At 33.0% G+C, this 24342-nt stretch carries 18 protein-coding genes; 8 read left to right on the forward strand and 10 right to left on the reverse strand.

Features of this window, described 5'->3' with window-relative positions; genetic code table 11:
* Positions 1 to 24 precede the first annotated feature (24 nt).
* Entirely contained in the window at positions 25 to 1020 is a 996-nt protein-coding gene (locus H601_RS0109315; RefSeq protein ID WP_026711267.1) for a glycosyltransferase family 2 protein, read from the reverse strand.
* 119 nt (positions 1021 to 1139) lie between these two features.
* Positions 1140 to 1595, reverse strand: coding sequence for a type I restriction enzyme HsdR N-terminal domain-containing protein (locus H601_RS0109320; protein WP_026711268.1), 456 nt, complete (start codon positions 1593 to 1595; stop codon positions 1140 to 1142).
* Between the two features lie 59 nt (positions 1596 to 1654).
* Here H601_RS0109320 and holA point away from each other — a divergent pair, with 59 nt between their 5' ends.
* From holA to H601_RS16505, 3 genes are all read left to right on the forward strand, one after another.
* On the forward strand, positions 1655 to 2662 hold the full coding sequence (holA, locus tag H601_RS0109325) for a DNA polymerase III subunit delta (protein ID WP_026711269.1): 1008 nt from the start codon (positions 1655 to 1657) through the stop codon (positions 2660 to 2662).
* Between the two features lie 66 nt (positions 2663 to 2728).
* Positions 2729 to 5458, forward strand: coding sequence for a DEAD/DEAH box helicase family protein (locus tag H601_RS0109330; protein ID WP_026711270.1), 2730 nt, complete (start codon positions 2729 to 2731; stop codon positions 5456 to 5458).
* Positions 5455 to 5583 carry a hypothetical protein gene (locus H601_RS16505; RefSeq protein ID WP_425402334.1) on the forward strand — a complete coding sequence of 43 codons (129 nt, stop codon included), beginning with the start codon at positions 5455 to 5457 and terminating at the stop codon, positions 5581 to 5583. The genes H601_RS0109330 and H601_RS16505 overlap by 4 nt, the downstream gene beginning before the upstream one ends.
* Positions 5584 to 5632: 49 nt before the next feature.
* On the opposite strand, the gene H601_RS0109340 is transcribed toward H601_RS16505, so the two are convergent.
* The gene (locus H601_RS0109340) at positions 5633 to 7849 is read right to left on the reverse strand and encodes a M20/M25/M40 family metallo-hydrolase (RefSeq protein WP_026711271.1); all 2217 of its coding nucleotides are present in this window, start codon (positions 7847 to 7849) and stop codon (positions 5633 to 5635) included.
* A 153-nt stretch (positions 7850 to 8002) separates the two neighbouring features.
* Here H601_RS0109340 and H601_RS15535 point away from each other — a divergent pair, with 153 nt between their 5' ends.
* From H601_RS15535 to H601_RS0109360, 3 genes are all read left to right on the forward strand, one after another.
* The gene (locus H601_RS15535) at positions 8003 to 8185 is read left to right on the forward strand and encodes a CAL67264 family membrane protein (RefSeq protein ID WP_035655800.1); all 183 of its coding nucleotides are present in this window, start codon (positions 8003 to 8005) and stop codon (positions 8183 to 8185) included.
* A 17-nt stretch (positions 8186 to 8202) separates the two neighbouring features.
* The gene (ettA, locus tag H601_RS0109355) at positions 8203 to 9897 is read left to right on the forward strand and encodes an energy-dependent translational throttle protein EttA (RefSeq protein ID WP_026711272.1); all 1695 of its coding nucleotides are present in this window, start codon (positions 8203 to 8205) and stop codon (positions 9895 to 9897) included.
* Positions 9898 to 9970: 73 nt separating this feature from the next.
* The gene (locus H601_RS0109360; RefSeq protein ID WP_026711273.1) at positions 9971 to 12160 is read left to right on the forward strand and encodes an ATP-binding protein; all 2190 of its coding nucleotides are present in this window, start codon (positions 9971 to 9973) and stop codon (positions 12158 to 12160) included.
* Here H601_RS0109360 and H601_RS0109365 read toward each other — a convergent pair.
* Both H601_RS0109365 and H601_RS0109370 read right to left on the reverse strand, forming a co-directional pair.
* Positions 12157 to 13410: a DEAD/DEAH box helicase gene (locus H601_RS0109365; RefSeq protein WP_026711274.1), complete on the reverse strand. Its 1254-nt coding sequence runs from the start codon at positions 13408 to 13410 to the stop codon at positions 12157 to 12159. The genes H601_RS0109360 and H601_RS0109365 overlap by 4 nt on opposite strands.
* 68 nt (positions 13411 to 13478) lie before the next feature.
* Complete coding sequence (locus H601_RS0109370; protein WP_026711275.1) at positions 13479 to 14519, reverse strand: formimidoylglutamase; 1041 nt, start codon at positions 14517 to 14519, stop codon at positions 13479 to 13481.
* Positions 14520 to 14625: 106 nt separating this feature from the next.
* Between H601_RS0109370 and H601_RS0109375 the strand changes: the two genes are divergently transcribed.
* Positions 14626 to 15510 carry a hypothetical protein gene (locus H601_RS0109375; RefSeq protein WP_026711276.1) on the forward strand — a complete coding sequence of 295 codons (885 nt, stop codon included), beginning with the start codon at positions 14626 to 14628 and terminating at the stop codon, positions 15508 to 15510.
* A gap of 93 nt (positions 15511 to 15603) precedes the next feature.
* Here the strand turns inward: H601_RS0109375 and H601_RS0109380 are convergent, their stop codons facing one another.
* Positions 15604 to 16983, reverse strand: coding sequence for a TlpA family protein disulfide reductase (locus H601_RS0109380; protein WP_026711277.1), 1380 nt, complete (start codon positions 16981 to 16983; stop codon positions 15604 to 15606).
* Positions 16984 to 17107: 124 nt separating this feature from the next.
* Between H601_RS0109380 and hutH the strand changes: the two genes are divergently transcribed.
* Positions 17108 to 18610, forward strand: a complete 1503-nt coding sequence (gene hutH, locus H601_RS0109385; RefSeq protein ID WP_026711278.1) for a histidine ammonia-lyase — start codon at positions 17108 to 17110, stop codon at positions 18608 to 18610.
* Between the two features lie 8 nt (positions 18611 to 18618).
* Here hutH and ribB read toward each other — a convergent pair whose 3' ends face one another.
* Genes ribB through H601_RS0109405 form a run of 4 tightly spaced genes read right to left on the reverse strand, consistent with a single transcriptional unit; the run spans position 18619 to position 24318 of the window.
* Positions 18619 to 19749, reverse strand: a complete 1131-nt coding sequence (gene ribB, locus H601_RS0109390; RefSeq protein WP_026711279.1) for a 3,4-dihydroxy-2-butanone-4-phosphate synthase — start codon at positions 19747 to 19749, stop codon at positions 18619 to 18621.
* Positions 19750 to 19753: 4 nt separating this feature from the next.
* Positions 19754 to 21226, reverse strand: a complete 1473-nt coding sequence (locus H601_RS0109395) for an LptF/LptG family permease (RefSeq protein WP_026711280.1) — start codon at positions 21224 to 21226, stop codon at positions 19754 to 19756.
* A 7-nt stretch (positions 21227 to 21233) separates the two neighbouring features.
* Positions 21234 to 21875 (reverse strand): outer membrane lipoprotein periplasmic chaperone LolA1, encoded by a 642-nt coding sequence (gene lolA1, locus H601_RS0109400; protein WP_026711281.1) that lies wholly within the window; start codon positions 21873 to 21875, stop codon positions 21234 to 21236.
* Between the two features lies 1 nt (position 21876).
* The gene (locus H601_RS0109405; protein ID WP_026711282.1) at positions 21877 to 24318 is read right to left on the reverse strand and encodes a DNA translocase FtsK; all 2442 of its coding nucleotides are present in this window, start codon (positions 24316 to 24318) and stop codon (positions 21877 to 21879) included.
* Positions 24319 to 24342 lie beyond the last annotated feature (24 nt).

A 24342-nucleotide genomic window follows, 5' to 3' on the forward strand; every position in this document is an offset into this window, starting at 1 on the left:
AAATTAGAAATAGATAAACTATTGTTAATTTTTGTCCTCAAATATCGTGCTATTTTTGATGAAATAGTCAAAAACAATGCTTGTTTTATAGTAATAGAGAGAGTTATTGCTTGATTTTCTTTTCTTTACGGTTTTAAAAAATAATGCATAAAAAGAAAAGTGAGCTTTTAAAATGGATGTGAAATGCTTTAACTTTCCTTTGAATAGTAATTGAATTCCGGCAATACCATCTAAAATTAACCTTCCAAAAAGTATAAATAGTAATGATTGAGTAGGTAAATTTTTAGTAAGCATCAACATTGAATTCCTAAAATTCAAAAAAGTTTTTCTTGGATTGGAAGATGATAAAGTTCCGCCACCTAAGTGATAAACGGTTGATTGTCCACAATAAAAAGTATCGTAATTCATGTTAAAACTACGCCAGCATAAATCGATTTCTTCTTGATGGGCAAAAAAATCAGCATCAAAACCATTTAATTCGTAAAAGACATTTTTTCGGATAAAAAAACAGGCACCGGAGGCCCAAAATATTTGTAGAGTGTCATTGTATTGTCCTTTGTCCTCTTCAATGGTATCAAAAATACGACCACGACAATACGGATAACCAAACTTGTCAATAAATCCGCCACCGGCACCGGCATATTCAAAATGAGTTTTCTTTTTGGAATCTAAAATTTTGGGTTGAACAATCGCCGCATTCTGATGTTCTTCAAAAAGGGAAAGGATAGGAGTAAGCCAATTTTCGGTTACTTCAATATCGGAATTGACCAAACAATAGATTTCTTCTTCAATGTTTTGCAAACCTTCATTATAACCTTGTGCAAAGCCGTAATTTTCTTTGTTTTGAATGATTTGAACAGACGGAAAATCTTCTTTCAAAACCAATAAAGAATCATCTGTAGAAGCATTATCAATCACGTAAATCGTAGCTTCAGACGAATATTTGACCACCGAAGGCAAAAACTCTTTTAAAAGTTTGGCTCCGTTCCAATTCAAGATGACGACTGCAATTTTTTTCATTCAATAATTCTTAAGGATCGTACTAAAAATAAAATGTTTATAATTATGATTTCAGATTAATTTCAATTAGATTTAAGTTAAGCTCAATTTTCTTTATTCTATTCTCTATACACTATTCTCTATTCTCTATTCTCTCCATACTCCGGAATATCTTTCAAAAACAAATAACTTTCCTTCTCCAAATCCATTTGGCAAAAATAGTGATTCAATCCGTTGGTAACCATTAAATAATTCGCTTTTAAAGTCAAATTATAACGGGCAATTTGATCAAAAACAGTTTGTGTAATCGGTACATTAGGTTGTTTACATTCTATAACCAAGAAAATATTTCCATTCGGTTGAAAAACAACAATATCATACCGTTTGGTTAAACCGTTAATTTTGATGACTTTTTCAACATTAATCAACGATTTCGGATAGTTTTTTTCGACCATCAAAAACTGCACTACATGAATGCGTACCCATTCTTCCGGTGTGAGCACCACAAATTTTTTCCTGATTTCATCAAAAACCAACAAGTTATTTTCACTATTTTTGAAGCGAAACGAATAGTCGGGAAAATTTAGTTTTTGCATACCGCAAATGTACTTATTTAAAATAAAAAGCCAACTTATTCGCCAAGACAAGCTCTAACATGGATGAAATTGTAAAAATTATAAACGATATTAAAAACGGAAACATCAAACCCATTTATTTTTTAATGGGTGAAGAACCGTATTATATTGATAAATTAACGGAATATATTGAAGATAATGTATTGTCTGAAGAGGAGAAAGGCTTTAACCAAATGGTGCTGTACGGACGTGATGTAACCGTGGAAGACATTGTTGGCAATGCCAAACGCTATCCAATGATGGCCGAACGACAAGTGGTGATTGTGAAAGAAGCTCAAGAACTTTCTAGAACCATTGATAAATTGGAAAGTTATGCCGAAAATCCTCAACCCACAACGGTTTTGGTGATTGCATACAAATATAAAACGTTGGATAAACGCAAAAAAATAACGAAGACCATTGAAAAAAACGGACTCCTTTTTGAGAGTAAAAAGTTATATGAAAACCAAGTCGCCGCTTGGATTTCCAGAGTGATAAAACCAAAAGACTATTCCATTGAACCCAAAGCTGCCGCGATGTTGGTCGAGTTTTTAGGAACGGATTTAAGTCGAATCAGCAATGAATTAGACAAACTACAAATCATTCTACCCAAAGGCACAGTCATCAATCCGAATCATATTGAAGAAAATATCGGATTTAGCAAGGATTATAATGTGTTTGAATTGCGAAAAGCTATTGGCGACCGCAACGAATTACAATCTTATCGAATTGCACAACATTTTTCGCAAAACAAAAAAGAATACCCAATGGTATTGACTGTTGGAATGGTATTCGGCTTTTTCTCAGCATTATTGCAATACCATGGTTTAAAAGACAAATCTCCGGGAAATGTTTCAAAAGTCTTAAAAGTAAATCCGTATTTTTTAAAAGATTATGATGTTGCTTTGAAAAATTATCCTATGAAAAAAGTTAGTACAATCGTTTCCAAACTCCGCGAAATTGATGTGAAAAGCAAAGGAGTAGGAGCCAATCAACTCAACGATGAAGAATTATACAAAGAGTTGCTGACTACCATTTTTGCAAAATAAAAAACCACCAATCGGAGGAGGAACGATTTTGATTTTTGAAGAAATTTAATTTTAGGATAAAAAAGTTTGAAAGAATTTCCAAAGGATATAGAGTTTAAATATAGTTGGAGAAAATACCAGCAGAGAGTTCTTGACGACTTACAAGACCACTTAAATGACGGACATTTACACGTAATTGCTCCACCAGGCTCGGGTAAGACAATTTTAGGACTTGAAGTTACTATTCGACTAAATAAACCAACTTTAATTCTTGCCCCGACAATCGCAATTCGCAATCAATGGATACAACATTTTTGTGAACTGTTTCTTCAAACCAACTTGACACCTGATTGGATTTCGAGAGACATTCGCAATCCTAAATTTATGACTGTTGTCACTTATCAAGGGCTTCACGCAGCTTGTAACAATTGGAAAATTGACGAAGAAGAAATTGAAAGTGAAGAAGAAGAAACAGAAGAAACAAACGGAAATGGCAGAGCTACAAATCACAACCTTGACAACATTGTAAGCGGATTAAAAGCCCAAAAAATAAAGACCATTGTAGTTGACGAAGCACACCATTTAAAAAATGAATGGTGGCAAACGCTGACAAAAGTTAAAGAAAAATTAGACCCGAATATTGTTGGTTTGACAGCCACACCGCCATATGACGTTACAGCCACAGAATGGCAACGATACATTGACTTAAACGGACCTGTTGATACAGAAATTTCTGTTCCTGAATTGGTAATTGAAGGTGATTTATGCCCACATCAAGATTATGTTTATTTCACTCTCCCAACTGAGAAAGAAAATCAAAGCATTGTTGACTTTAGACAAAACATTGAAAATCTTTTTCAGGAAATTAAAAGTGATGAAACAATTATTCAAGCTATTGAGCAACATCCCATTTGGCAAAACCCAACAGAGCATTTAGATTGGATTTACAACAACCTCTCCTGCTATTCAGCTTGTTTAATTTTTCTAAAAACTAACGATAAAGAAATACCCGAAACACATCTTGAAGTAATTGGAGATAAAAAATTTAAAATTCCCAAACTTGATTACAAGTGGATTGAAACGCTTTTGGATTTTTATCTATATAAAGAAAAGGAACACTTTAAGACATTTGAAGAACATCAAAAAAACCTTGAAAACCGACTGAGAAGATACGGAGCAATTGAAAGAAGACAAATCAATTTTTCGCATAACAAGAGAGTTACAGGATTTTTGACTTCAAGCATCAGCAAACTAAACGGCATCAAAGAAATTGTTGATTTTGAATACAAGAATTTAGGAAACAATTTGCGTTTAGTAATTCTTTCCGACTTCATCCGAAAAGAGTTTTATATCAACTCTCATGACAACAATCTTGAACTAAATAAAATCGGTGTAATTCCAATCTTTGAAAAATTAAGACGAGAAAACAAAGAGAACAAGAAAATTGCTGTTTTGACAGGTTCAATGATTATCATTCCTATTAGTGCCTATCCTGCATTTGAAGCTAAAGCTGCAAAATATGGAATTACACAAATCAATTCTAATCCTGTTCCTTTTGACAGTAATTACATTTTAATTAGTCAAACCGAGCAACTCAAACACGATATTGTTCACATAGTAACTCAAATTTTTCAGCGTGGAGAAATTGAAGTTTTAATAGGAACAAAATCTTTGCTTGGAGAAGGTTGGGACGCACCAGCAATCAATTCTTTAATCTTGGCAAGTTTTGTAGGTTCATTTGTTCTTTCCAATCAAATGCGTGGCAGAGCCATTAGAACACAAAACGGAAATGGCGATAAGACAGGTAATATTTGGCATTTGGTCTGTATTGACCCAACCTCGCCAACAGGCGGAGATGATTTTGATTTACTAAAAAGACGTTTCAGAAGTTTTGTGGGTGTTTCTTTCAACGAAGAATCTGGGATTGAAAACGGAATTGGCAGATTGAATTTGCCAGAAAACATTTTCCAGAAAGAAGAAGCCGAAAAGAAAAATATTGAAATGTTAGCCCTAGCTGGTGACAGAGAAAGTTTGAAACAAAGATGGAAAAAGGCACTTGTAACAGGCGTTAATCTTGTAGAAGAAATCAAAATTCCATTCCCCGAAGAAAAGGAATATAAAGCAGTTAAGTCAATGTATTTGAATAAGACAATTCGTAACCTTTTAGCTACTTTAGGTTCGGGTTTAGTTGGTTTTGGTTTAGAGAGTTTACAAGGACTTGGAAGAGCAGCAAGAAACATTAAAACTACTCAAGACTTATATGCTTTCCTTGCAATTGTCGGAGTCATAGGAATGGCTATTTTTGGTAGGCTGACATTTAAGACATTAAGATTGTATTTCATATACCGAGACATTTCTAAAGACATTCAACATATAGGAGACGCACTTTTAAATTCTTTAATTAAAGCAGGAGCAATAAAAACCGACTATTCTAAATTAAAGGTGGAAACTTCGGTTGACAAATGGGGTGCGGTTTTCTGTCATTTAGAAGGTGGAACGACTTTCGATAAATCAACTTTTATAAACGCACTACAAGAAGTAATTGCTCCAATTGACAATCCAAGATATGTTCTTATAAGAAAGAACACGTTTATGCTATTTGTTAAGCAAAAAGACTATCATTCTGTTCCTGAAATACTCGGACGAAACAAGAATTTAGCGGAATATTTCAAAAACCAATGGGAAAGACTTGTTGGTTCTTGCGACTTGATTTTTACAAAGACACTTGACGGAAGAAAAATACTTTTAAAGTCAAGAGTAAAATCATTAGCAGCACAATTTGACGACAAAGTAGAACACATAAACAAATGGAGATGAAAAAAGTCAGCTCCATCGTAGCCAAACTCCGCGAAATTGATGTGAAAAGCAAAGGAGTAGGAGCCAATCAACTCAACGATGAAGAATTATACAAAGAGTTGCTGACTACCATTTTTACAAAATAAAAAACCATCAATCGGAGGGATTGATGGTTGATATAGTATTAGGAAGAAATTAGAACTTCACATTTACTGTTTTCGTTTCCCCATTGCGTTTGAATGTAACTAGTAATTCATCACCAGAATTGATTTTTGATAAACAGTTCATGTAACCATATACTTCTTTTATCTCACAATCTCCAATTTTTAAAATCACATCACCGCCTTGAATTCCGGCCAATTGAGCCGGTCTGTTGTCAGTTACACCATCAACATGCAAACCATCGCCGTGGTCGGTGTAATCAGGCATGATACCTAATGTAACTTTGTATTTTGGAGCGGTTTTAGGAGCGTCTGTTTTGGTAGGAACAAATTCTACTTTGTCTAAAGCAGCAATTTCATTACACACTCTAAAAACATAATCGGTAATATTGCGGACTCCGTAATAATTGATTTTTTCTTCATCATCTGAAGGTTTGTGATAATCGGCATGGGTTCCCGTAAAGAAAAACAAAACCGGAATATTTTTCAAATAAAAAGATGTATGATCTGATGGTCCCATACCGCTTTCGTCCAACGTAACGGCAAATCCGGCCGGTTTATTTCGTTCTACAATCGATTTGAAGTTGGGATTGGTTCCAATTCCGCCCACTGTCAAGTTTTTCATTTCATTCAAGCGACCAATCATGTCCAAATTTATCATACTAATAATATTCGGATGATTGTTTTTTAATACATTGGCCAATTGTTTTGAACCAATTAAACCGTCTTCTTCACCAGAGAAAAAAGCAAATAAATAGTTTACATTCTCTGTAGTTTTGTTTTTCGCATACATACGAGCCAATTCCAGAACTGCCGCCACACCCGAAGCATTGTCATCTGCACCGTTGTGAATTTCTCCTTTTGAATTGGGTTTAGAAGAATGATTGTGCTCATTCAATCCCAAATGATCATAATGAGCTCCAATTAAGATCGTTTTTGTCGCTTTGTTATCTAAAAAGCCAACCACATTCTTTCCTGAATTTTGTTTGATTTGTGTGGAATCATGCGGATTCAAACGTACTTTATAGTCGAATTTTTGAATATAGTTTTTTCCATCATACGGCTTTACACCTAAACTTTTTAATTCTTTTACTAAATTATTAGCCGCTAATTCTTCGCCTTTTGAACCAGTTAATCGACCTTGCAATTCATCAGAAGCTAAATATGAAATGTGTTTTTTCAACGATTTTGGTTGAGCCAATTCCGCCTCGTCTTGATCTACCCAATCCGCGATAAATACATTGGTTTCTCTGGGTTTGGATTGTTGACGATTACTTGAAAAAACTAACTTTTTTCCATCCGGTGAAAACATTGGAAAGGCATTAAATTCACTTTCCCATGTAATTTGACGTAAATTTTCTCCGTTGATATCAATCATATACAATTGAAAATCATATCCTCTGGTAGAATGATGATTGGAAGAAAAGATGATTTTTTGGTCTGACTTATGAAAATAAGGAGCCCAATTGGCTTTTCCTAAGTTAGTAATTTGCTTTAAATCAGACCCGTCAATGTTACAAGTGTAAATTTCCATTTCTGATGGAGCAACCAAATTTTGACTCAATAAATCTTTGTATTCTTTGATTTCTTCCTCTGTTTTAGGGCAAGAAGAACGGAATACAATTTTTTTGCTGTCATGTGAAAAGAAACATCCCCCGTCATATCCTAATCCAAAAGTGATTTGTTTTAAGTTTGAACCATCAATGTCCATTGTATAAATTTCCAAATCACCACTTCTAATACTGGTAAACGCAATTTTTTTTCCGTCAGGCGAAACTACCGCTTCGGCATCATAACCGGGAGAATCAGTTAATTTTTTGGTGATGTTTCCATTTAAATCGGCAATGTAAATATCAAATTCAGGATAAATCGCCCAAAGATATTTTCCATCGGTTGATTTTGGTGGTGCGGGACACGCGTGATTGTCGGCATGCGTAGAAGCATATAAAATGTGCTTTCCATCCGGCATGTAATAAGAGCAAGTGGTTCTTCCTTTTCCGGTAGAAATCAATTTTAAACTTTTTTCATTGAATTCTTTTTCCTGTAAATCCAACATAAAAATTTGGTCACATGGAACACCAAACGCTTTATTAGTAACTTGTAAGGTTAATTTTTTTCCATCGGGACTAAAATAAGCTTCGGCATTATCGCCACCAAAAGTGAGTTGTTTGATGTTTTTTAAATGTTTCTCTTGTGCCACCAAAAGTGTTGACAAACAAAGAAAAGCAAGAAGAAAAGTATTTTTAAACATGATGTAAATTTTGAAATGAGGACAAATATACCAATTCCAAATGGGTCGAAAAAAGATTTTTATTTTGTTTGTGATTTGTTCCATTCAATTCATTTTGTATTAAAACTTTATTGTCGATATTTGCATTTCCAAAAAACAAAAAATAACTACATCATGAGCATGAATAAGAATACAGTCTTAGCATGGGCAACTTTCATTATGATTATTATGGGAATAATTCTTATCGGATTAGGCATTTATCGTTATGCCGATGTAGCCGGTTGGGGATTTGCCACAGTAGGCATAGGATTTTTAGCCATTGCATGGGTATTTAATGCCTTAAAAGGAAGAGTATAATTTAATTTTAAACAACAATGTCAGACGATAAAAAGGTCATCTTTTCGATGTCGAAAGTGAGTAAAACCTACTCAAGCACAAACAAACAAGTTTTAAAAGATATTTATTTGAGCTTTTTTTATGGAGCTAAAATTGGTATTTTAGGTTTAAATGGTTCCGGAAAATCATCTTTGCTTAAAATTATTGCCGGAGTAGATAAAAATTTTCAAGGCGATTTGGTTTTTGCACCCGGTTATAAAGTGGGTTATTTAGAACAAGAACCACAGTTGGATGAAAACAAAACAGTGATTGAAATTGTGAGAGAAGGAGCAGCCGAAATTTTTACTCTCTTAGAAGAATTCAACAAAATCAATGATATGTTTGGTTTACCGGAAGTCTATGAAGATGCTGATAAAATGCAGAAATTGATGGACCGTCAAGCGGAATTGCAAGATAAGATTGATGCCGTTGGAGCTTGGGAAATTGATAATAAATTAGAAGTAGCGATGGATGCACTTCGCACACCGGATTCGGATACACCAATCAAAGTATTGTCCGGTGGTGAAAAAAGACGTGTGGCTTTATGTAGATTATTATTACAACAACCTGATGTTTTATTATTAGATGAGCCAACCAACCACTTAGATGCAGAATCAGTATTATGGTTAGAGCAACACTTACAACAATATCCGGGAACGGTAATTGCTGTAACGCACGACCGTTATTTCTTAGATAATGTGGCCGGATGGATTTTAGAATTGGATAGAGGAGAAGGTATTCCGTGGAAAGGAAATTACTCTTCTTGGTTAGACCAAAAATCAAAACGATTAGAATTAGAAGAAAAAGTTGCATCTAAACGTAGAAAAACATTAGAACGCGAGTTAGATTGGGTGCGTCAAGGAGCAAAAGGACGTCAAACGAAACAAAAAGCACGTTTACAGAATTATGATAAACTCTTGAATGAAGACCAAAAAGAGTTGGATGAAAAATTAGAATTGTATATTCCAAATGGACCGCGTTTGGGAACAAATGTAATTGAAGCAAAAGGTGTTGCTAAAGCGTATGGTGATAAATTGTTATATGAAGATTTGAACTTCACTCTTCCACAAGCCGGAATTGTGGGTATTATTGGTCCGAATGGAGCAGGTAAAACAACCATTTTCAGAATGATTATGGGTGAAGAAACACCGGACAAAGGAACTTTTACAATAGGTGAAACCGTAAAAATTGCGTATGTTGACCAATCGCATTCCAATATCAATCCGGATAAATCGATTTGGGAAAACTTTTGCGATGGACAAGAATTAATTATGATGGGCGGAAGACAAGTAAATTCCAGAGCTTATCTAAGCCGTTTTAACTTTGGTGGTAGCGATCAAAATAAAAAAGTAGCTACGTTATCCGGTGGTGAACGTAACCGTTTACACTTAGCGATTACGTTAAAAGAAGAAGGAAACGTGTTGTTACTTGATGAGCCAACCAACGATTTGGATGTAAATACTTTACGAGCTTTAGAAGAAGGTTTAGAAAATTTTGCCGGTTGTGCCGTGATTATTTCTCACGACAGATGGTTTTTAGATAGAGTTTGTACACACATTCTTGCGTTTGAAGGCGATTCACAAGTCTATTTCTTTGAAGGTAGCTTCTCAGAATACGAAGAAAACAAACGCAAACGATTAGGTGGTGATTTGACACCAAAACGAATTAAATACAAAAAATTAGTTCGAAATTAAATTTAATTAAAATCCTGAGCAATCAGGATTTTTTTATTTAAAATAGTATATTTGAGCATTATATTAAAGAAGAATGTCCCCAAGAATACTATTTATTTTTTTACTGCTCTATAATGTAGCTTTTTCTCAATCCTCTTCAAATGGAAAAAGCAAAAAAGAAGTTTTACAATTTCTTTCTGTTTCTGATAGCTTGTTGCTAAAGGCAGATTATAAGAACTCTTTGGTTTCTTCTAATAAAGCTTTAACTAAAGCTATTCAACTCAATGAAAATAATCTTATTGCATTGTCTTATAATTCCATAGGAGGAGTGTATGAAGAAATATTAGAAATAGATAAAGCTTTGGGTTACTACGATAAGGCAATTCAATATTCTGATAAGGCAAAAAACGATACCCTTAAAATTTGGTTTTATAATAATATTGGGAATATTTATTTATATCGAAAAAATGATGCAAAAACCGGTATAGATTATTATTTAAAATCGCTTGAATATGCCGACCAATTTAAAGAAGAAGCATCAAAAGTTCTGACAAAGATTAATTTAGCTTGGGCTTATTTTCAACAAAATGAATACAAAAAAGCCATTGAAAATGTTGATTTTGCTGAAAAGAACATTGAATTGATGAAGTATCCGGATACGGAAGCCTATTTGAATTTGTTATTAGGTTTAAAATATAGTCATCTGAACAATGACGAATTGGTTGAATATCATTTCCAGAAAGCAATTGAAATCAGTAAAACCAATCAATTGGATAGTTATCTTTCGGATATTCACGAAGAATATGCACGCTATTTATTTAAAAAAGGTGATTATAAAAATGCATTCATCCAATTGGATTTGCATGAAGAAGTAAAGGATCGCATTTTTAATTCAGATAACGTAAAAAGTATCAATCTTACCGCTTTAAAAATTGAATTAGAAGAATCAAAACGCGAACTGGTAAAAGTAAACAAAGAGCGAAGTCTTCAACAGGAAAATCTTAAAAAGACTAAAATAATTACCTCACTTTCATTGGTTTTTTTGCTATTGATGGTCTTTTTGTTATATATGTTGTACCGCAATATTATTTTTAGAAAAAAAGTTAATATTTATTTAGAAGCAAAGAACAAAGAACTAAACGAAGCAAAAGAAAAAGCAGAAGAAGCTTCAAAATTAAAATCACAATTTATTTCGACTATTAGTCATGAACTTCGAACACCTTTGTATGGAGTGGTTGGAATTACCAATATGTTGGCAGATGAACACAATGAATTAACCGATAGTCCGCATTTGAAATCATTGAAGTTTTCTGCACGCTACTTATTGTCTTTAGTTAATGATTTACTTCAAATTAATAAAATTGAAGAGAACAAAGTAGTTTTAGAAAATGGAACGATGAATTTAGAAGATGAAATTCACATGGTGGCAGAATCGCTATCGTTTATTGCCACACGAAATAGTAATAAAATCATTACCGAAATTGATAAATCTATTCCTGAATATATCATTGGAGACAAGTTGCGATTATCTCAAATTTTAATGAATTTAGTGAGTAATGCTTTAAAATTTACTCAAAACGGTGAAGTTCGAATAATAGTTAAATTAGAAAATACAAATGGTAGCCACGCTAATATCCGCTTTGAAGTAAGTGATACAGGTATTGGAATTCCTCAAAAAGATTTAGCTAAAATTTTCGATAAGTTTGTTCAGATTGACCGAAAAGAAGATGATTACCAAGGTGCCGGTTTAGGACTTTCGATCGTTAAAAAATTAGTTCAAATATTTGGAAGTGAGATTTTTGTTGAAAGTGAAGAAGGTAAAGGAACTCGTTTTTATTTCACTATTGCTTTTGAAACCGACACTAAAAAAGTGGACGAGATTATCCATAATATTTCGGTAGATTTATCTGTTGAGCAAGTTTACAAAGTTTTGGTGGTGGAAGACAATAAAATCAATCAAATGGTGACCCGCAAAATAATGGAGAAAAATAACTTCAAGTTTTTGATTGTGGATGATGGTTATGCGGCCATTGAAGCGTTAGGAAAAGAACATTTTGACGTGGTGTTGATGGATATTAATATGCCACTTATCAATGGTTTTGAAACGACTCGACTCATTCGTAAAAAAGAAATTACCATTCCGATTATAGCTTTGACTGCTTTTGCAAAAGATGAAATTACAGATGAAGCTTTTGCTGTTGGAATGAATGATGTGCTAATAAAACCATTTGAACCCTCAAAATTGATTCAATGTATTGAAAAATTAATGAGAAATAATCGTTAATACCACCGTTTTTTATTCTTTTTCGAAGCATCAGATTTTCGGGAAGCGTTATTTTTCTTTGTATTTCGATAATCTTTTTTTGCCGGTTCTTCTGTTTTTGTTTCCTCAACAGTTGTCCATGGATACGGATGATCTTTTATGGTTTTTACATTCACTTTGACTAGCTTTTGAATGTCTTTCCAATATACTTCTTCATCTTTTCCACAAAAAGAAATCGAAATTCCTCCATTTCCGGCTCGACCGGTTCTTCCGATGCGGTGTACATACGTTTCCGGAATATTGGGCAAATCAAAATTCAATACGTACGGTAAACTTTCAATGTCAATTCCGCGAGCGGCAATATCGGTGGCTACTAAAACCGAAATTTCATTCTTTTTGAAGGCTTCTAAAACCCTTTGACGAGCCGACTGTGATTTATCACCGTGAATGGCTTCTGCATTTACACCGTTTTTCTTTAATGCTTTGACCACATTATCAGCACCGTGTTTGGTTCTCGAAAAAACCAACAATTGTTTTAATCCTTCGTTTCGAATCAAATGATATAACAATTTTCGCTTGTCTTCTTTGTTTACAAAGTAAATACGTTGCTCCACCGTTTCAGCTGTGGAAGATATTGGTGTTACCGATACATATTTTGGTTGTTTTAAAAAACTATCAGCCAATTCACGAATGGCAATTGGCATTGTTGCAGAAAACAATAAGGTTTGACGATTATCCGGGGTTAATTTGATGATTTTTTTCACGTCATTGATAAAACCCATGTCTAACATTTGATCAGCTTCGTCTAAAACTAAGGTGTGTAAATGGTCTAAATCGATAAATCCTTGTTTGTGTAAATCCAATAATCTACCTGGAGTAACGATTAATATATCAACACCTTTTTTTAATTGATCAACTTGAGGCACTTGACTTACGCCACCATAAATAGTGAGTTGGCGAATGTTGGTATATTTTCCATACGTATCAAAGCTTTCTCCAATTTGAATGGCTAGTTCACGAGTAGGCGTAACCACTAATGTTCGAATATATTTGCGTTTTTGAGCAGATCCTACAATTCTATGCAAAGTATTCAAGATTGGAATAGCAAAAGCGGCCGTTTTACCGGTACCGGTTTGTGCACAACCCACCAAGTCATTTCCTTCTAAAATGATAGGAATAGCTTGTTGTTGAATTGGAGTGGGAGTAGTGTAACCTTCATCCGATAAAGCATGTTGAATATTTGAAAGTAAATGTAAGTCTTGAAACGTCATAGTAAAAAAATTGACTGCAAAGATAGGGTAATTATTTTTGCGACTCTAACATTTGATTTGGAATAAAATTATCCCTCCAAACTACTTTTCGCCTTCACAAAATCAGTTATCAAATAGCCAATTAATTTTCCGATGAGTTGAGGATTTTTATCTTCCCCCAAATCCGGAGCTCCTTCACAAATATGTAAATAAGCAGCATTTGGATGTTGTCCAAAATGATGCACAAATTGTCTGGCTTGTTCAACTGAAAAACCACTAGGTGTCATGGCACTACTGGCAATGTTGGGAAGAGAATCCAAATCAATTTCAATTCCGAACGGTTCATTTTTGATAAAAGTCAACGCTTGATTCAATTCTTGCTCAAAATTTTTCACTTTTCTGATGCTGATTTCGTCATACGTATTGAAACGCACACGGTCTTCCAAGTCTTTTAAACGCATCAATACATTTTTTGAAGTATAGCTTTCGTGTAAACCATAAATGAAATACTTTTTTAAAAATCCATCATCAAAAGCATACGAAAATCCATTTCCGCTATGACGACCTTCTAAAATTCTAAAATCAGAGTGAGCATCAAGATTTACGGCATTGATGGGTTTTCCTTTTGCCAAGGCAGTTCCTTTAATATTGCCATAAGCATTATTGTGTCCGCCACCAATGATAATCGGTATTTTCCCGGCTTTCACAATGGTAAAAATGATATGTGAAACTTCTTTGTCTATTTTTTCAACAAGAGTAGAAAACGTTTTACGGTCTTCGGTATTGAGAAAATCTAAATTTTCAGCTTTTTTCATTTCATCTTTTACTTCTAATGCCCCTAAAAGCAATAGTTGACTTCCTTTACAGAAACGATTGTGTTGAATATTGGCAATACTTTTTATAGCACTTTCCCAAGCAGTTGAAGCTCCCGGACGTCCGAAATTGGCTCGAACACCAATATCTTCAGGAATACCAAGTACAACAAATTTAGCTTTACAATCCGAGATAAACTGAACAGGGTCCACATCTTTTGGAACCGTTAGCATTTTTTCACCAAATTTAACTTCACCACTTCTGTGGTTGGTAATTTTTCCTAATTCTATTGAAGTGAACGGAATCAGATTTTCCATATAAAAAAAATTGTACTCAAAAATACTATTTTTAAATAAATTACGTTAGAAAATTGCATATCGAATCTAAATTAAAATTAACTTTGCCTAAAAATCAACTAATCTTATGGAAAATCAAAACAACAATTCAAAATTAAAAGCTATCATTTTAGTATTATCCTTATTGTTACTAGCTAGTTTGGGATATATGTTTAAAATGAGTTCAGACGCTAAAAAAGTTGAAACAGAATTATCTTCTGTAACAACTGAAAAAGAAACAGCTTTAGATGAATTAGCTCAATTAAAAACAACGTATGATGCTGCAATTGCTGAAAATACCTCCATGTCTGAGGAATTAATTGCAGAAAGAGATAAGGTTGTAAAGCTAATGGAAGAATTGAAAAAAGCTAAAGTTGATTCAGGCACTTTAGCCAACTACAAGAGACAAATTGCAGATTTACAATCTAAAATGAATGCTTTGATTCAAGAGAATGACGCATTGAAGAAATTAAATCAAGATTTAACAACAGAAATTGATAGTACAAAAACAATTCTGGTAGAAGCTAAACAATATAATCAAGTATTAGCGGGTCAAAATGAAGAATTATCTAAAACGGTTGAAAAAGCTTCAAAATTATCTATCTTGAATCTAAAAACTGGAGCTTACAAGGTAAAAAGCTCAGGTAAAGAAGTAGCTACTGAAAAAGCTCGAAGAGCAGATATTTTGAAAGTGAGTTTTACTATTGCTGAAAATAAAGTAGCAAAATCAGGTGATAAATCATACTATGTTCAAGTAATTGATAGTAAAAATAATGTGTTAGGTGAGAAAAAATTAATTGAATTTGGTGATCAATCATTAACGTATAGCTTCATTACAACTGTTCAATACGAAAATAATACTGTAAATGTGTCTGAAAATTTACCAGGTGAAAATTTTGAAAAAGGCTCTTACTTTGTAAATATTTTTGACAAAGGAGAATTAGTTGGAAAAACCAGTTTTACGTTGAAATAAGAAATCTTTAAATAAAAAAAGGAGCAATTATAAGTTGCTCCTTTTTTTTTGAACTATATTAAAACTAAATTGTTTTGTTATAAAATGATTATTTTATAAACCAACTTCCTTCAATAAATCTTTTAATTTTGCATCTGAAGGTCTTGGAGCATCGGCATTCACAATTTTACCTTCGGTGTCAATTAAAATAAATCTCGGAATACCGTCAATTGCGTAATTCTTAACAAAATCAGATTTCCAATCATTATCGGCAAACAATTGAATTCCTTTTAATTCTTTGTCGGCTACCATTTTTTTCCATTTTTCAACATCTTTTTTATCATCAATTGAAATGCTTACAAATTCGATATTTTTTCCGTGGTATTCCTTTTCAACTGCTTTTAGAGCCGGAATTTCTCCAATACACGGTCCGCACCAAGTGGCCCAAACATCAATATAAACGAATTTTCCTTTCAAACTTTCTAATGAAGTTTTTCCACCATTTATGTTTTCATATTCAAAAGTAGGTGAGGGTAAACCTTTGGCAATATTTTTTAAAATTTCATATTTTTCAGTTAATTTTTCTTTGTATTTTTCATCCATTGAATAACTCAACATTTCTTTGTAAACGGATTCTAAATTTGGAGTTGTACCGTTAAGTTCATACATCATATTTTTGACCATTTCACTTTGAATGAGTTTACTTTTTATTGTTTTTAATGTAGCAAAACCTTTTTCAATTGGCGTTTTTGTTGAATCTGCTTCGGCATACATTTTTTCAGAAAAGTGATTTCCACTTAAATTACGATAGGAATAGGAAAATTTAAATAATTCTTCATTATCCATCGAAAAATCATCACCCACTTTTGGAAAACTTTCTGACGCTTTGAATTCTCTATTGTCAGTAAAATAACCATGATAAGACGGATATTGTTCATACAATTTTAAAACATGATAATCGGCATCTAATTTTTCAAGTTTTATAAAATTTTGATTGGTTAACTTTGCTTCATCCAATGTTTTCAAAATTTCTTTTTTGTATAATTCATTTTTTTCTATGAATGCTTTTTCGTCTAAAGAGAATAATGGTTTAATACCTTCCATATTATTCAATTTACCATAAATGGATTCAATTATTTGATGTTTTTTAGACATAAAATTATTTTCATCGGAACCATTTCCTTTGAAAACAAAAGATTTTTCAAACTCTTCGGCATTATTTTCTAAATTCAATTGAAAGCCTTTTTCTAAATAAATGAATCGTTGTTTTTCATCATTTAAAACCAATGAATAAAGTCCGTCATAATCCAAATTTAACGTATCAGAAAATGTTCCATCATCTTTAAGATTGATTTCTTTTGAAAAATTTAACCCTTCTAATTTGATTGTTTTTGAATCAGAATTCGTAATTTTTCCTGATAATGTGGTGATAATTTCTTTATCCTGACAAGAAATAAAGCAAATTACGGAGAGTAAAGCGATAATTTTTTTCATCATATAATTATTTAGATTCTCAAAAGTATAAAATTCAATTCACAATTTGTTATTAAAAAAACCACAATTATGTTGCATTTATGCAAACGTTTGCGGAATTTTGAAAACTCAACCAAAACCATAAATGGACGCATATCATTATATCAGTTCCGATGTACTTTCGTTGGAAACCATCAATCAAATTTTACTTGAAAATAAATCGTTGGCTTTATCGGAAGAAGCCAAAGTTAACATTCAAAAATGCCGCGAATATTTAGATAAAAAAATGCAATCACAAACCGACCCGATTTACGGAATCAATACCGGATTTGGATCGCTGTGCAATGTGAAAATTTCGAATGAAAATCTTTCGCAATTGCAAGAAAACTTAGTAAAATCGCACGCTTGCGGAACGGGTGATGAAGTTCCTAATTCGATTGTGAAATTGATGTTGTTACTTAAGATTCAGTCGTTGAGTTACGGAAATTCAGGTGTTCAATTAGAAACGGTGGAACGATTAATTGAATTTTTTAATCACGATATTTTGCCCATAATTTACACGCAAGGTTCTTTGGGAGCTTCCGGTGATTTGGCTCCGTTAGCCCATTTGAGTTTACCATTATTAGGTGAAGGCGAAGTGTTTTTTGAGGGTAAAAAAATCCATTCTAAAGAAGTTCTTGCTCATTTTAACTGGAAACCAATTGTTTTGCAATCCAAAGAAGGTTTGGCTTTGTTAAACGGTACGCAGTTTATGAGTGCATATGGTGTTTATATTTTATTAAAATCGTATAAGTTATCCTATTTAGCCGATTTAATCGGAACCATTTCTTTAGAAGGTTTTGATGGAAGAATAGATCCGTTTAACGAATTGATTCACTTGGTTCGTCCGCACAAAGGACAAATTGAAACAGCTCAACGCATCACTGAATTTTTAGAGGGCAGTGAAATTATAAATCAAAAGAAAGTTCACGTTCAAGATCCGTATTCTTTCCGATGTATGCCGCAAGTTCATGGAGCTTCAAAAGATACAATGGATTATGTGCGAAGAGTTTTTAGAACAGAAATCAATTCGGTTACCGATAATCCGAATGTTTTTGTTGGCGAAGATATTATTGTTTCCGGTGGTAATTTTCACGGACAACCGTTGGCTTTGGCTTTAGATTTTCTAGGAATTGCTTTAGCCGAATTAGGAAGTATTTCGGAAAGAAGAACCTATCAATTGATTTCCGGTCTGCGAGGTTTACCAGCATTTTTGGTTGATAATCCGGGTTTGAATTCAGGTTTTATGATTCCGCAATATACGGCTGCAAGCATCGTAAGTCAGAATAAACAATTGGCAACTCCAGCCAGTATTGATAGCATTGTTTCCAGTAACGGACAAGAAGATCACGTGAGTATGGGTGCGAATGCGGCGACAAAATGTTTCAAAATTATTGAAAATGTAGAACGCATTTTAGCCATTGAATTGATGAATGCTTCACAAGCGATTGAGTTTAGAAAACCATTGAAATCCAGTGAGTTTATTGAGCAATTTATAGCTTCTTACCGTACCGAAGTTCCGTTTGTAAAAGAAGACCGCATTTTGCATTATGACATTGAAAATTCAATTGCTTTTTTGAGGAGTTTTGAGATAGATATTGAAAATTAATTAAAAATTTAATACTTCACATATTCTGTTATCTCCAAACCATAACCAATCATCCCAACTCGTTTGGTTTGTTCTGAATTGGAAAGTAGTTTGATTTTAGAAATGTCTAAATCATGTAATATTTGAGCTCCAATACCAAAGTCTTTTGAATCCATTTTGATAGATGGAGCATTCATCTGACCGTTTTCTTGTAACGTTTTTAATTCGCCAATTCTGGTTAACAACTCAATAGGTGGAATTTCTTGATTGATAAAAACAATGGCTCCTTTTCCTTCAAGATTTATGGCTTCAAACATTTTTTCTAACCTTGAATCTGTATTATGGGTCAAGGTTTCTAAAATATCATTATTAACTTGTTTGGAATTGATTCGAGTTAAAACAGCATCTCCTTTGTTCCAACTTCCTTTTGTGAGGGCAATATGTACTTGTTTATTAGTTGTTTGTAGATAAGCTCTTAATCGGAAAGTGCCAAAGCGAGTTTGCATTTCAAAGTCTTCTTTCTTTTGAATTAAGCTATCATGTTGCATTCGATAAGCAACCAAATCCTCAATTGAAACTAATTTAAGGTTGAATTTTTGAGCTACTTTTACGAGTTCAGGAAGGCGAGACATTGTTCCGTCTTCATTCATAATTTCACAAATTACACCTGCTGGAGAAAATCCGGCTAAACGAGCAAAATCTATTGCGGCTTCTGTATGACCGGTTCTTCTGAGCACGCCACCTTGTTTAGCAATAAGAGGAAAAATATGTCCCGGTCGTGCTAAATCGTATGGTTTTGTATCTTCGTCCACCAATGCTAGTATTGTTTTAGCTCTATCAGCAGCAGAAATTCCGGTGGTCACACCATGTCCTTTTAAATCTACAGAAACTGTGAAAGCTGTTTCCATATGATCTGTATTATTTACAACCATTGCTCTTAAATCTAGTTCATTGCATCTTCTTTCAGTTAAAGGAGCACAAATTAAACCTCTTCCATGAGTGGCCATAAAATTGACCATTTCTGGAGTAACTTTATCAGCAGCTGCCAAAAAATCACCCTCATTTTCTCGGTCTTCGTCATCAACCACGATTATTACTTTTCCTTGACGAATGTCTTCAATTGCTTCTTCAATGGTGTTTAATATGATAGACTCAGCCATAATTTTATAATTTTTTTTCTTTTTTCTTGAAAAGTTTAGTAAACGGTTGCAAAATCATATCCATGTTGATTAAACCGATATCGTTTGTTGCTCTGTGAGTTAGTAATAATGCAAAAGGAGTTAAAAATATAGAAGACATCCAAGCACCTAAAAAAGGATGAATACCATCTTCCTGAGCTAATTTTTTACCAAATACATTTATAAAATGAAATACAATAAATACAATCATGGCAAAAACAATTGGTAAACCCAATCCACCCTTACGGATAATTGCTCCAAGTGGTGCTCCAATAAAAAACATTAATAAACAGGCGTAAGCGATTACAAACTTTTCATAAAATGCAAGCCAGTGATTATTGATATTTTTTGTTTTACTTTCAAAATCATAAACAGCACCATCAATAGTATATTTTGTATTAGTGACATTACTTTTTGCCATAGAAAGCACTTGTACTTTTTGATAAGGTTCTAAAATGGACAGCAAGTCTTTAAAAATAGTATCTTTTTTAACTAACTTCTGTTTTTTTTCTTCATTTATGACTGAATCTGTTTTGGTAATTACAGTTATTTTTTTTGAAAAAGCAGTCTGGCGTTCATGGATGTTATCTGTATAAGAAATTAAATCTTTCTTACGATTTAATACTAATGAATCCAATGTATAGCTTAATTCATTTACATTAAGCATATTATTAGTATTAGTTACCTGTTCATCATCAATATTTGTTTTTTGAAGTGGAGCTAAATCATAATTGATGATATATTTTTCAAAAGAACTTTTTGCAAAAGGCATTCGACTTCGCTCTTCAAATTGTTTAGGTGTAATATCTTCATAATAATTTCCGTCATATAAAACCAATTGAAGAAAATTTGTGTTTTCATTACTTAATATCTCTCCTCTTTTGGCTTTGATAATAACAGAAACACCAACTCCAAGATTTGAGATTTTATGAATCGTTATGTCTTCTAGCTTATTTTTATCTTCTCCATATTTTTTATTAACCTTAATATAGTAACTCCCTAACGGACTAAATTGGCCTTCTGCAATAGCTAAGGAAGGTTTTTGCTGTGCAATAGTTTTTCTTAGGTTTACAAATTTATATTCTGCTTGAGGAATAATATTGTTAGCAAAAACAAAAGCAACCAAACTCAATAAAGCTATAAATACAGTAAGTGAATACATTGCTCTTCTCAATGAAATTCCTGATGATTTCATAGCTGCAAACTCATAGTTTTCGGCAAAATTTCCGAATGTCATGATTGAAGCCAACAAAACAGAAAGTGGTAAAACTAAAGGAACAACTTTTGGAGAATAGAACAATAAAAATTTTATTATCAAAAACGAGTCTAAATCTTTACCCGCTAAATCAGCAATAAACAGCCAAATTCCTTGAAGTATAAAGATGAAAAATAGAATAACAAATACCGTAGCAAATGTTTGAAGAAATGAAACCAGTATATAACGATCTAGAATTTTCACCTTTGAATTAGTCTATTCTATTGATGTAGTAATTTTTATATTTACTCTCGTCAAAGGTAAATTGATTTTTCGATAACGGTTGATTGGTTTTGAAAGAATTAACAGTAAGCGTTGTTTTTGTACCTTTTTTACCCACTTCAATCAAATTATAAATGTGTTTGGTTTGAATATCTATTCCAAGAAGAATTTCTTTTCTTTGGTCTTTTGAACTGATTGGAACCAATTTTATATATTGTATTTTTCTTCCTTTTACATCTTGTAGAATATCCCAATAATATTTGTATCCGTTATTAAAAAATGTTAAGAGTCTTGAAGGAGTAATCGCATTTTCATCTTTTTCATCAATTTTTGAAATGGTCACTTCTTCATCCTCCGGTACAATTGTATATACTTTTTTGCCGTCGTATAATTTTGTTGTTCCCATGAAATTTAAATAGTATAAGTTCTTTTTCAAGATTACACTTCCTTTACTTTCTTGATTGATATTTTCATTAGTGTTTTGTAAGGCGTATTTAAAATCGATTGAAATATTCTCATAACTTTCAACCTTTGCCGTCACTTCATCTAATAAGTTTTTTGCTTTTTTGTCTTGCGAAAGGGCAAATTGGAACGTAAATAAGAAAATAAAAATCGTTAAAAAGGGTTTCATTTTAAGTATTGTTTTGTTCATTATTAAAAAATTCGTTGAGCGAATTTAAATCAGGAATATTTACGGCTCTAGCTTTACTTCCTTCAAAAGGGCCAACGATTCCGGCTGCTTCTAATTGATCAATTAAACGTCCGGCACGATTGTATCCCAATTTTAATTTCCGTTGGAGTAGGGAAGCAGAACCTTGTTGAGCAATTACTATCACTTCGGCTGCTTCTCTAAACATACTGTCTCGCTCTGAAATATCTATATCAAGTACTGTGCCATTGTCTTCACCTACATATTCAGGGAGTAAATAAGCATTTGGATATGCTTTTTGTGAACCAATATATTCAGTAATGCGTTCTACTTCGGGTGTGTCAACAAAAGCACATTGTACACGAACTAAGTCATTTCCGTTAGTATAAAGCATATCTCCACGACCTATCAGCTGATCCGCTCCTTGTGTGTCAAGAATAGTTCTGGAGTCTATTTTTGAGGTAACTCTAAAGGCAATTCTAGCAGGGAAGTTAGCTTTAATTAAACCGGTAATTACGTTTACTGATGGTCGTTGTGTAGCAATAATCAAATGAATTCCAATTGCACGAGCCAATTGTGCCAAACGAGCAATAGGGGTTTCCACTTCTTTTCCGGCAGTCATGATTAAATCGGCAAACTCATCAACCACCAATACAATATATGGGAGAAAACGATGTCCTTCATTAGGATTTAATTTTCTGTTCTTAAATTTTTCATTGTATTCTTTTAAATTTCTAACCATTGCATCTTTTAAAAGCGAATAACGGTTATCCATTTCAATACAAAGTGAATTCAAAGTATTGATAACTTTAGTGTTATCAGTAATGATTGCATCAGAAGTATCCGGCAATTTTGCCAAATAATGTCTTTCAATTTTGTTGAATAGTGTCAACTCAACTTTTTTAGGGTCAACCAAAACAAATTTAACTTCAGCAGGATGTTTTTTATACAATAATGAAGTTAACACCGCATTTAATCCAACAGATTTACCTTGTCCGGTTGCTCCTGCCATTAAAAGGTGAGGCATTTTTGCCAAATCAACAACAAATGTTTCATTAGAAATGGTTTTTCCTAACGCAATTGGAAGTTCCATTTCGGCTTCCTGAAAACGCTGAGAAGCCAAAACGGATTTCATTGGAACCATTGTTGGATTTTTATTTGGTACTTCAATACCAATTGTTCCTTTCCCCGGAATAGGAGCAATAATTCTGATTCCTAATGCTGATAAGGAAAGAGCAATATCATCTTCTAAACTTTTAATTTTTGAAATTCGAATACCGGCTTCAGGTACAATTTCATAAAGTGTAACCGAAGGACCAACTGTTGCTTTTATTTGAGCAATGTCAATTTTATAATTGCGAAGTGTTTCAACAATTTTATTTTTATTTTCTTCTAATTCTTCTTGATTAATTGTAATACCGCTACTTCCATAATCTTTCAACAAATCAAGCGTTGGGAATTTATATTTTGATAAATCTAGCGTTGGATCAAATTCACCAAAGTCAGCTACTAAGCGAGCCGCAATATTTTCATCAATTTGTTCTTCCTCTGGTGCTTTTTCTATTACAAATTGTTCATCATCAGTCTGAATTATTTCTGGCTCACGAACAACTGGTTGCGGTTCAGGCGTTAGTATTTTAATTTTGGGTTCTAAATTTATTTCAGATGAATGCTCAATTGTTGGCTTTAAATCTTCTTTATTGATTTCAAAACTTGAAGTAGGTTTAATGCTGATTACACCATCTTCCGTTTCTTCTTTATCTTTTTTCTTTTTTTCTTTGATTTCGTCTAGAGAATTATTGGCCTCTGTCCAATCTTCTTTGACTTCTTTTTTCTTCTTTTCAAAGAATTTTTCAAAGGTTTCAGGCGAAATATTCACTTTGAATATTAAATAAATAATGAAAGTAAACAAAAGCACTAACAAAGTTCCCGGTTTACCCATAAAATCCTGAAATAAAGCATTCATTTCAAACCCAATAACACCACCCAATTCTGGAATATAGTTAGAAAAAAAACCAAATAGCAATGAAAAATTTATCATAGCATAAATATCCCAAAACCAAATGTCTTTTAATTTTGAAAGAGAAAAATTAGCAATAAGATAAATTCCGGTTAAGAAAAATAATTTTACCAGTAGGAGAGAAGCTATTCCAAAACCACGATAAACAAATAAATCAGCTAAATAAGCACCAATTTTTCCTAACCAATTTTGTACTTCAACAGAACGATCAGCCAAGCTGTTTACTGCACTTTGATCTTGTTTCCAGTAAATGAAAAAAGAGATTATTGATAAAAATAATGCTACAGAAAAAAGAACCAAAACTACACCTAATAAAAAACGATGTTGTTTAGTAAACGTAAATCGCTTTTTTGGTGTTTTTACAGTATCAGTTTCTTTTTTGGAAGAATTTGTAGCGTTGGCCATTTTCCTTTGATGAATTGTTAATTC

The organism is Flavobacterium filum DSM 17961, from assembly GCF_000425465.1.
Classification (GTDB): Bacteria; Bacteroidota; Bacteroidia; order Flavobacteriales; family Flavobacteriaceae; genus Flavobacterium; species Flavobacterium filum.

Coding starts and splice junctions, on each gene's coding strand:
- H601_RS0109315 (WP_026711267.1), bottom strand. CDS start 1,020: ATGAAAAAAATTGCAGTCGTCATCTTGAATTGGAACGGAGCCAAACTT.
- H601_RS0109320 (WP_026711268.1), bottom strand. CDS start 1,595: ATGCAAAAACTAAATTTTCCCGACTATTCGTTTCGCTTCAAAAATAGT.
- holA (WP_026711269.1), top strand. CDS start 1,655: ATGGATGAAATTGTAAAAATTATAAACGATATTAAAAACGGAAACATC.
- H601_RS16505 (WP_425402334.1), top strand. CDS start 5,455: ATGAAAAAAGTCAGCTCCATCGTAGCCAAACTCCGCGAAATTGATGTG.
- H601_RS0109340 (WP_026711271.1), bottom strand. CDS start 7,849: ATGTTTAAAAATACTTTTCTTCTTGCTTTTCTTTGTTTGTCAACACTT.
- H601_RS15535 (WP_035655800.1), top strand. CDS start 8,003: ATGAGCATGAATAAGAATACAGTCTTAGCATGGGCAACTTTCATTATG.
- ettA (WP_026711272.1), top strand. CDS start 8,203: ATGTCAGACGATAAAAAGGTCATCTTTTCGATGTCGAAAGTGAGTAAA.
- H601_RS0109360 (WP_026711273.1), top strand. CDS start 9,971: ATGTCCCCAAGAATACTATTTATTTTTTTACTGCTCTATAATGTAGCT.
- H601_RS0109365 (WP_026711274.1), bottom strand. CDS start 13,410: ATGACGTTTCAAGACTTACATTTACTTTCAAATATTCAACATGCTTTA.
- H601_RS0109370 (WP_026711275.1), bottom strand. CDS start 14,519: ATGGAAAATCTGATTCCGTTCACTTCAATAGAATTAGGAAAAATTACC.
- H601_RS0109375 (WP_026711276.1), top strand. CDS start 14,626: ATGGAAAATCAAAACAACAATTCAAAATTAAAAGCTATCATTTTAGTA.
- H601_RS0109380 (WP_026711277.1), bottom strand. CDS start 16,983: ATGAAAAAAATTATCGCTTTACTCTCCGTAATTTGCTTTATTTCTTGT.
- hutH (WP_026711278.1), top strand. CDS start 17,108: ATGGACGCATATCATTATATCAGTTCCGATGTACTTTCGTTGGAAACC.
- ribB (WP_026711279.1), bottom strand. CDS start 19,749: ATGGCTGAGTCTATCATATTAAACACCATTGAAGAAGCAATTGAAGAC.
- lolA1 (WP_026711281.1), bottom strand. CDS start 21,875: ATGAAACCCTTTTTAACGATTTTTATTTTCTTATTTACGTTCCAATTT.
- H601_RS0109405 (WP_026711282.1), bottom strand. CDS start 24,318: ATGGCCAACGCTACAAATTCTTCCAAAAAAGAAACTGATACTGTAAAA.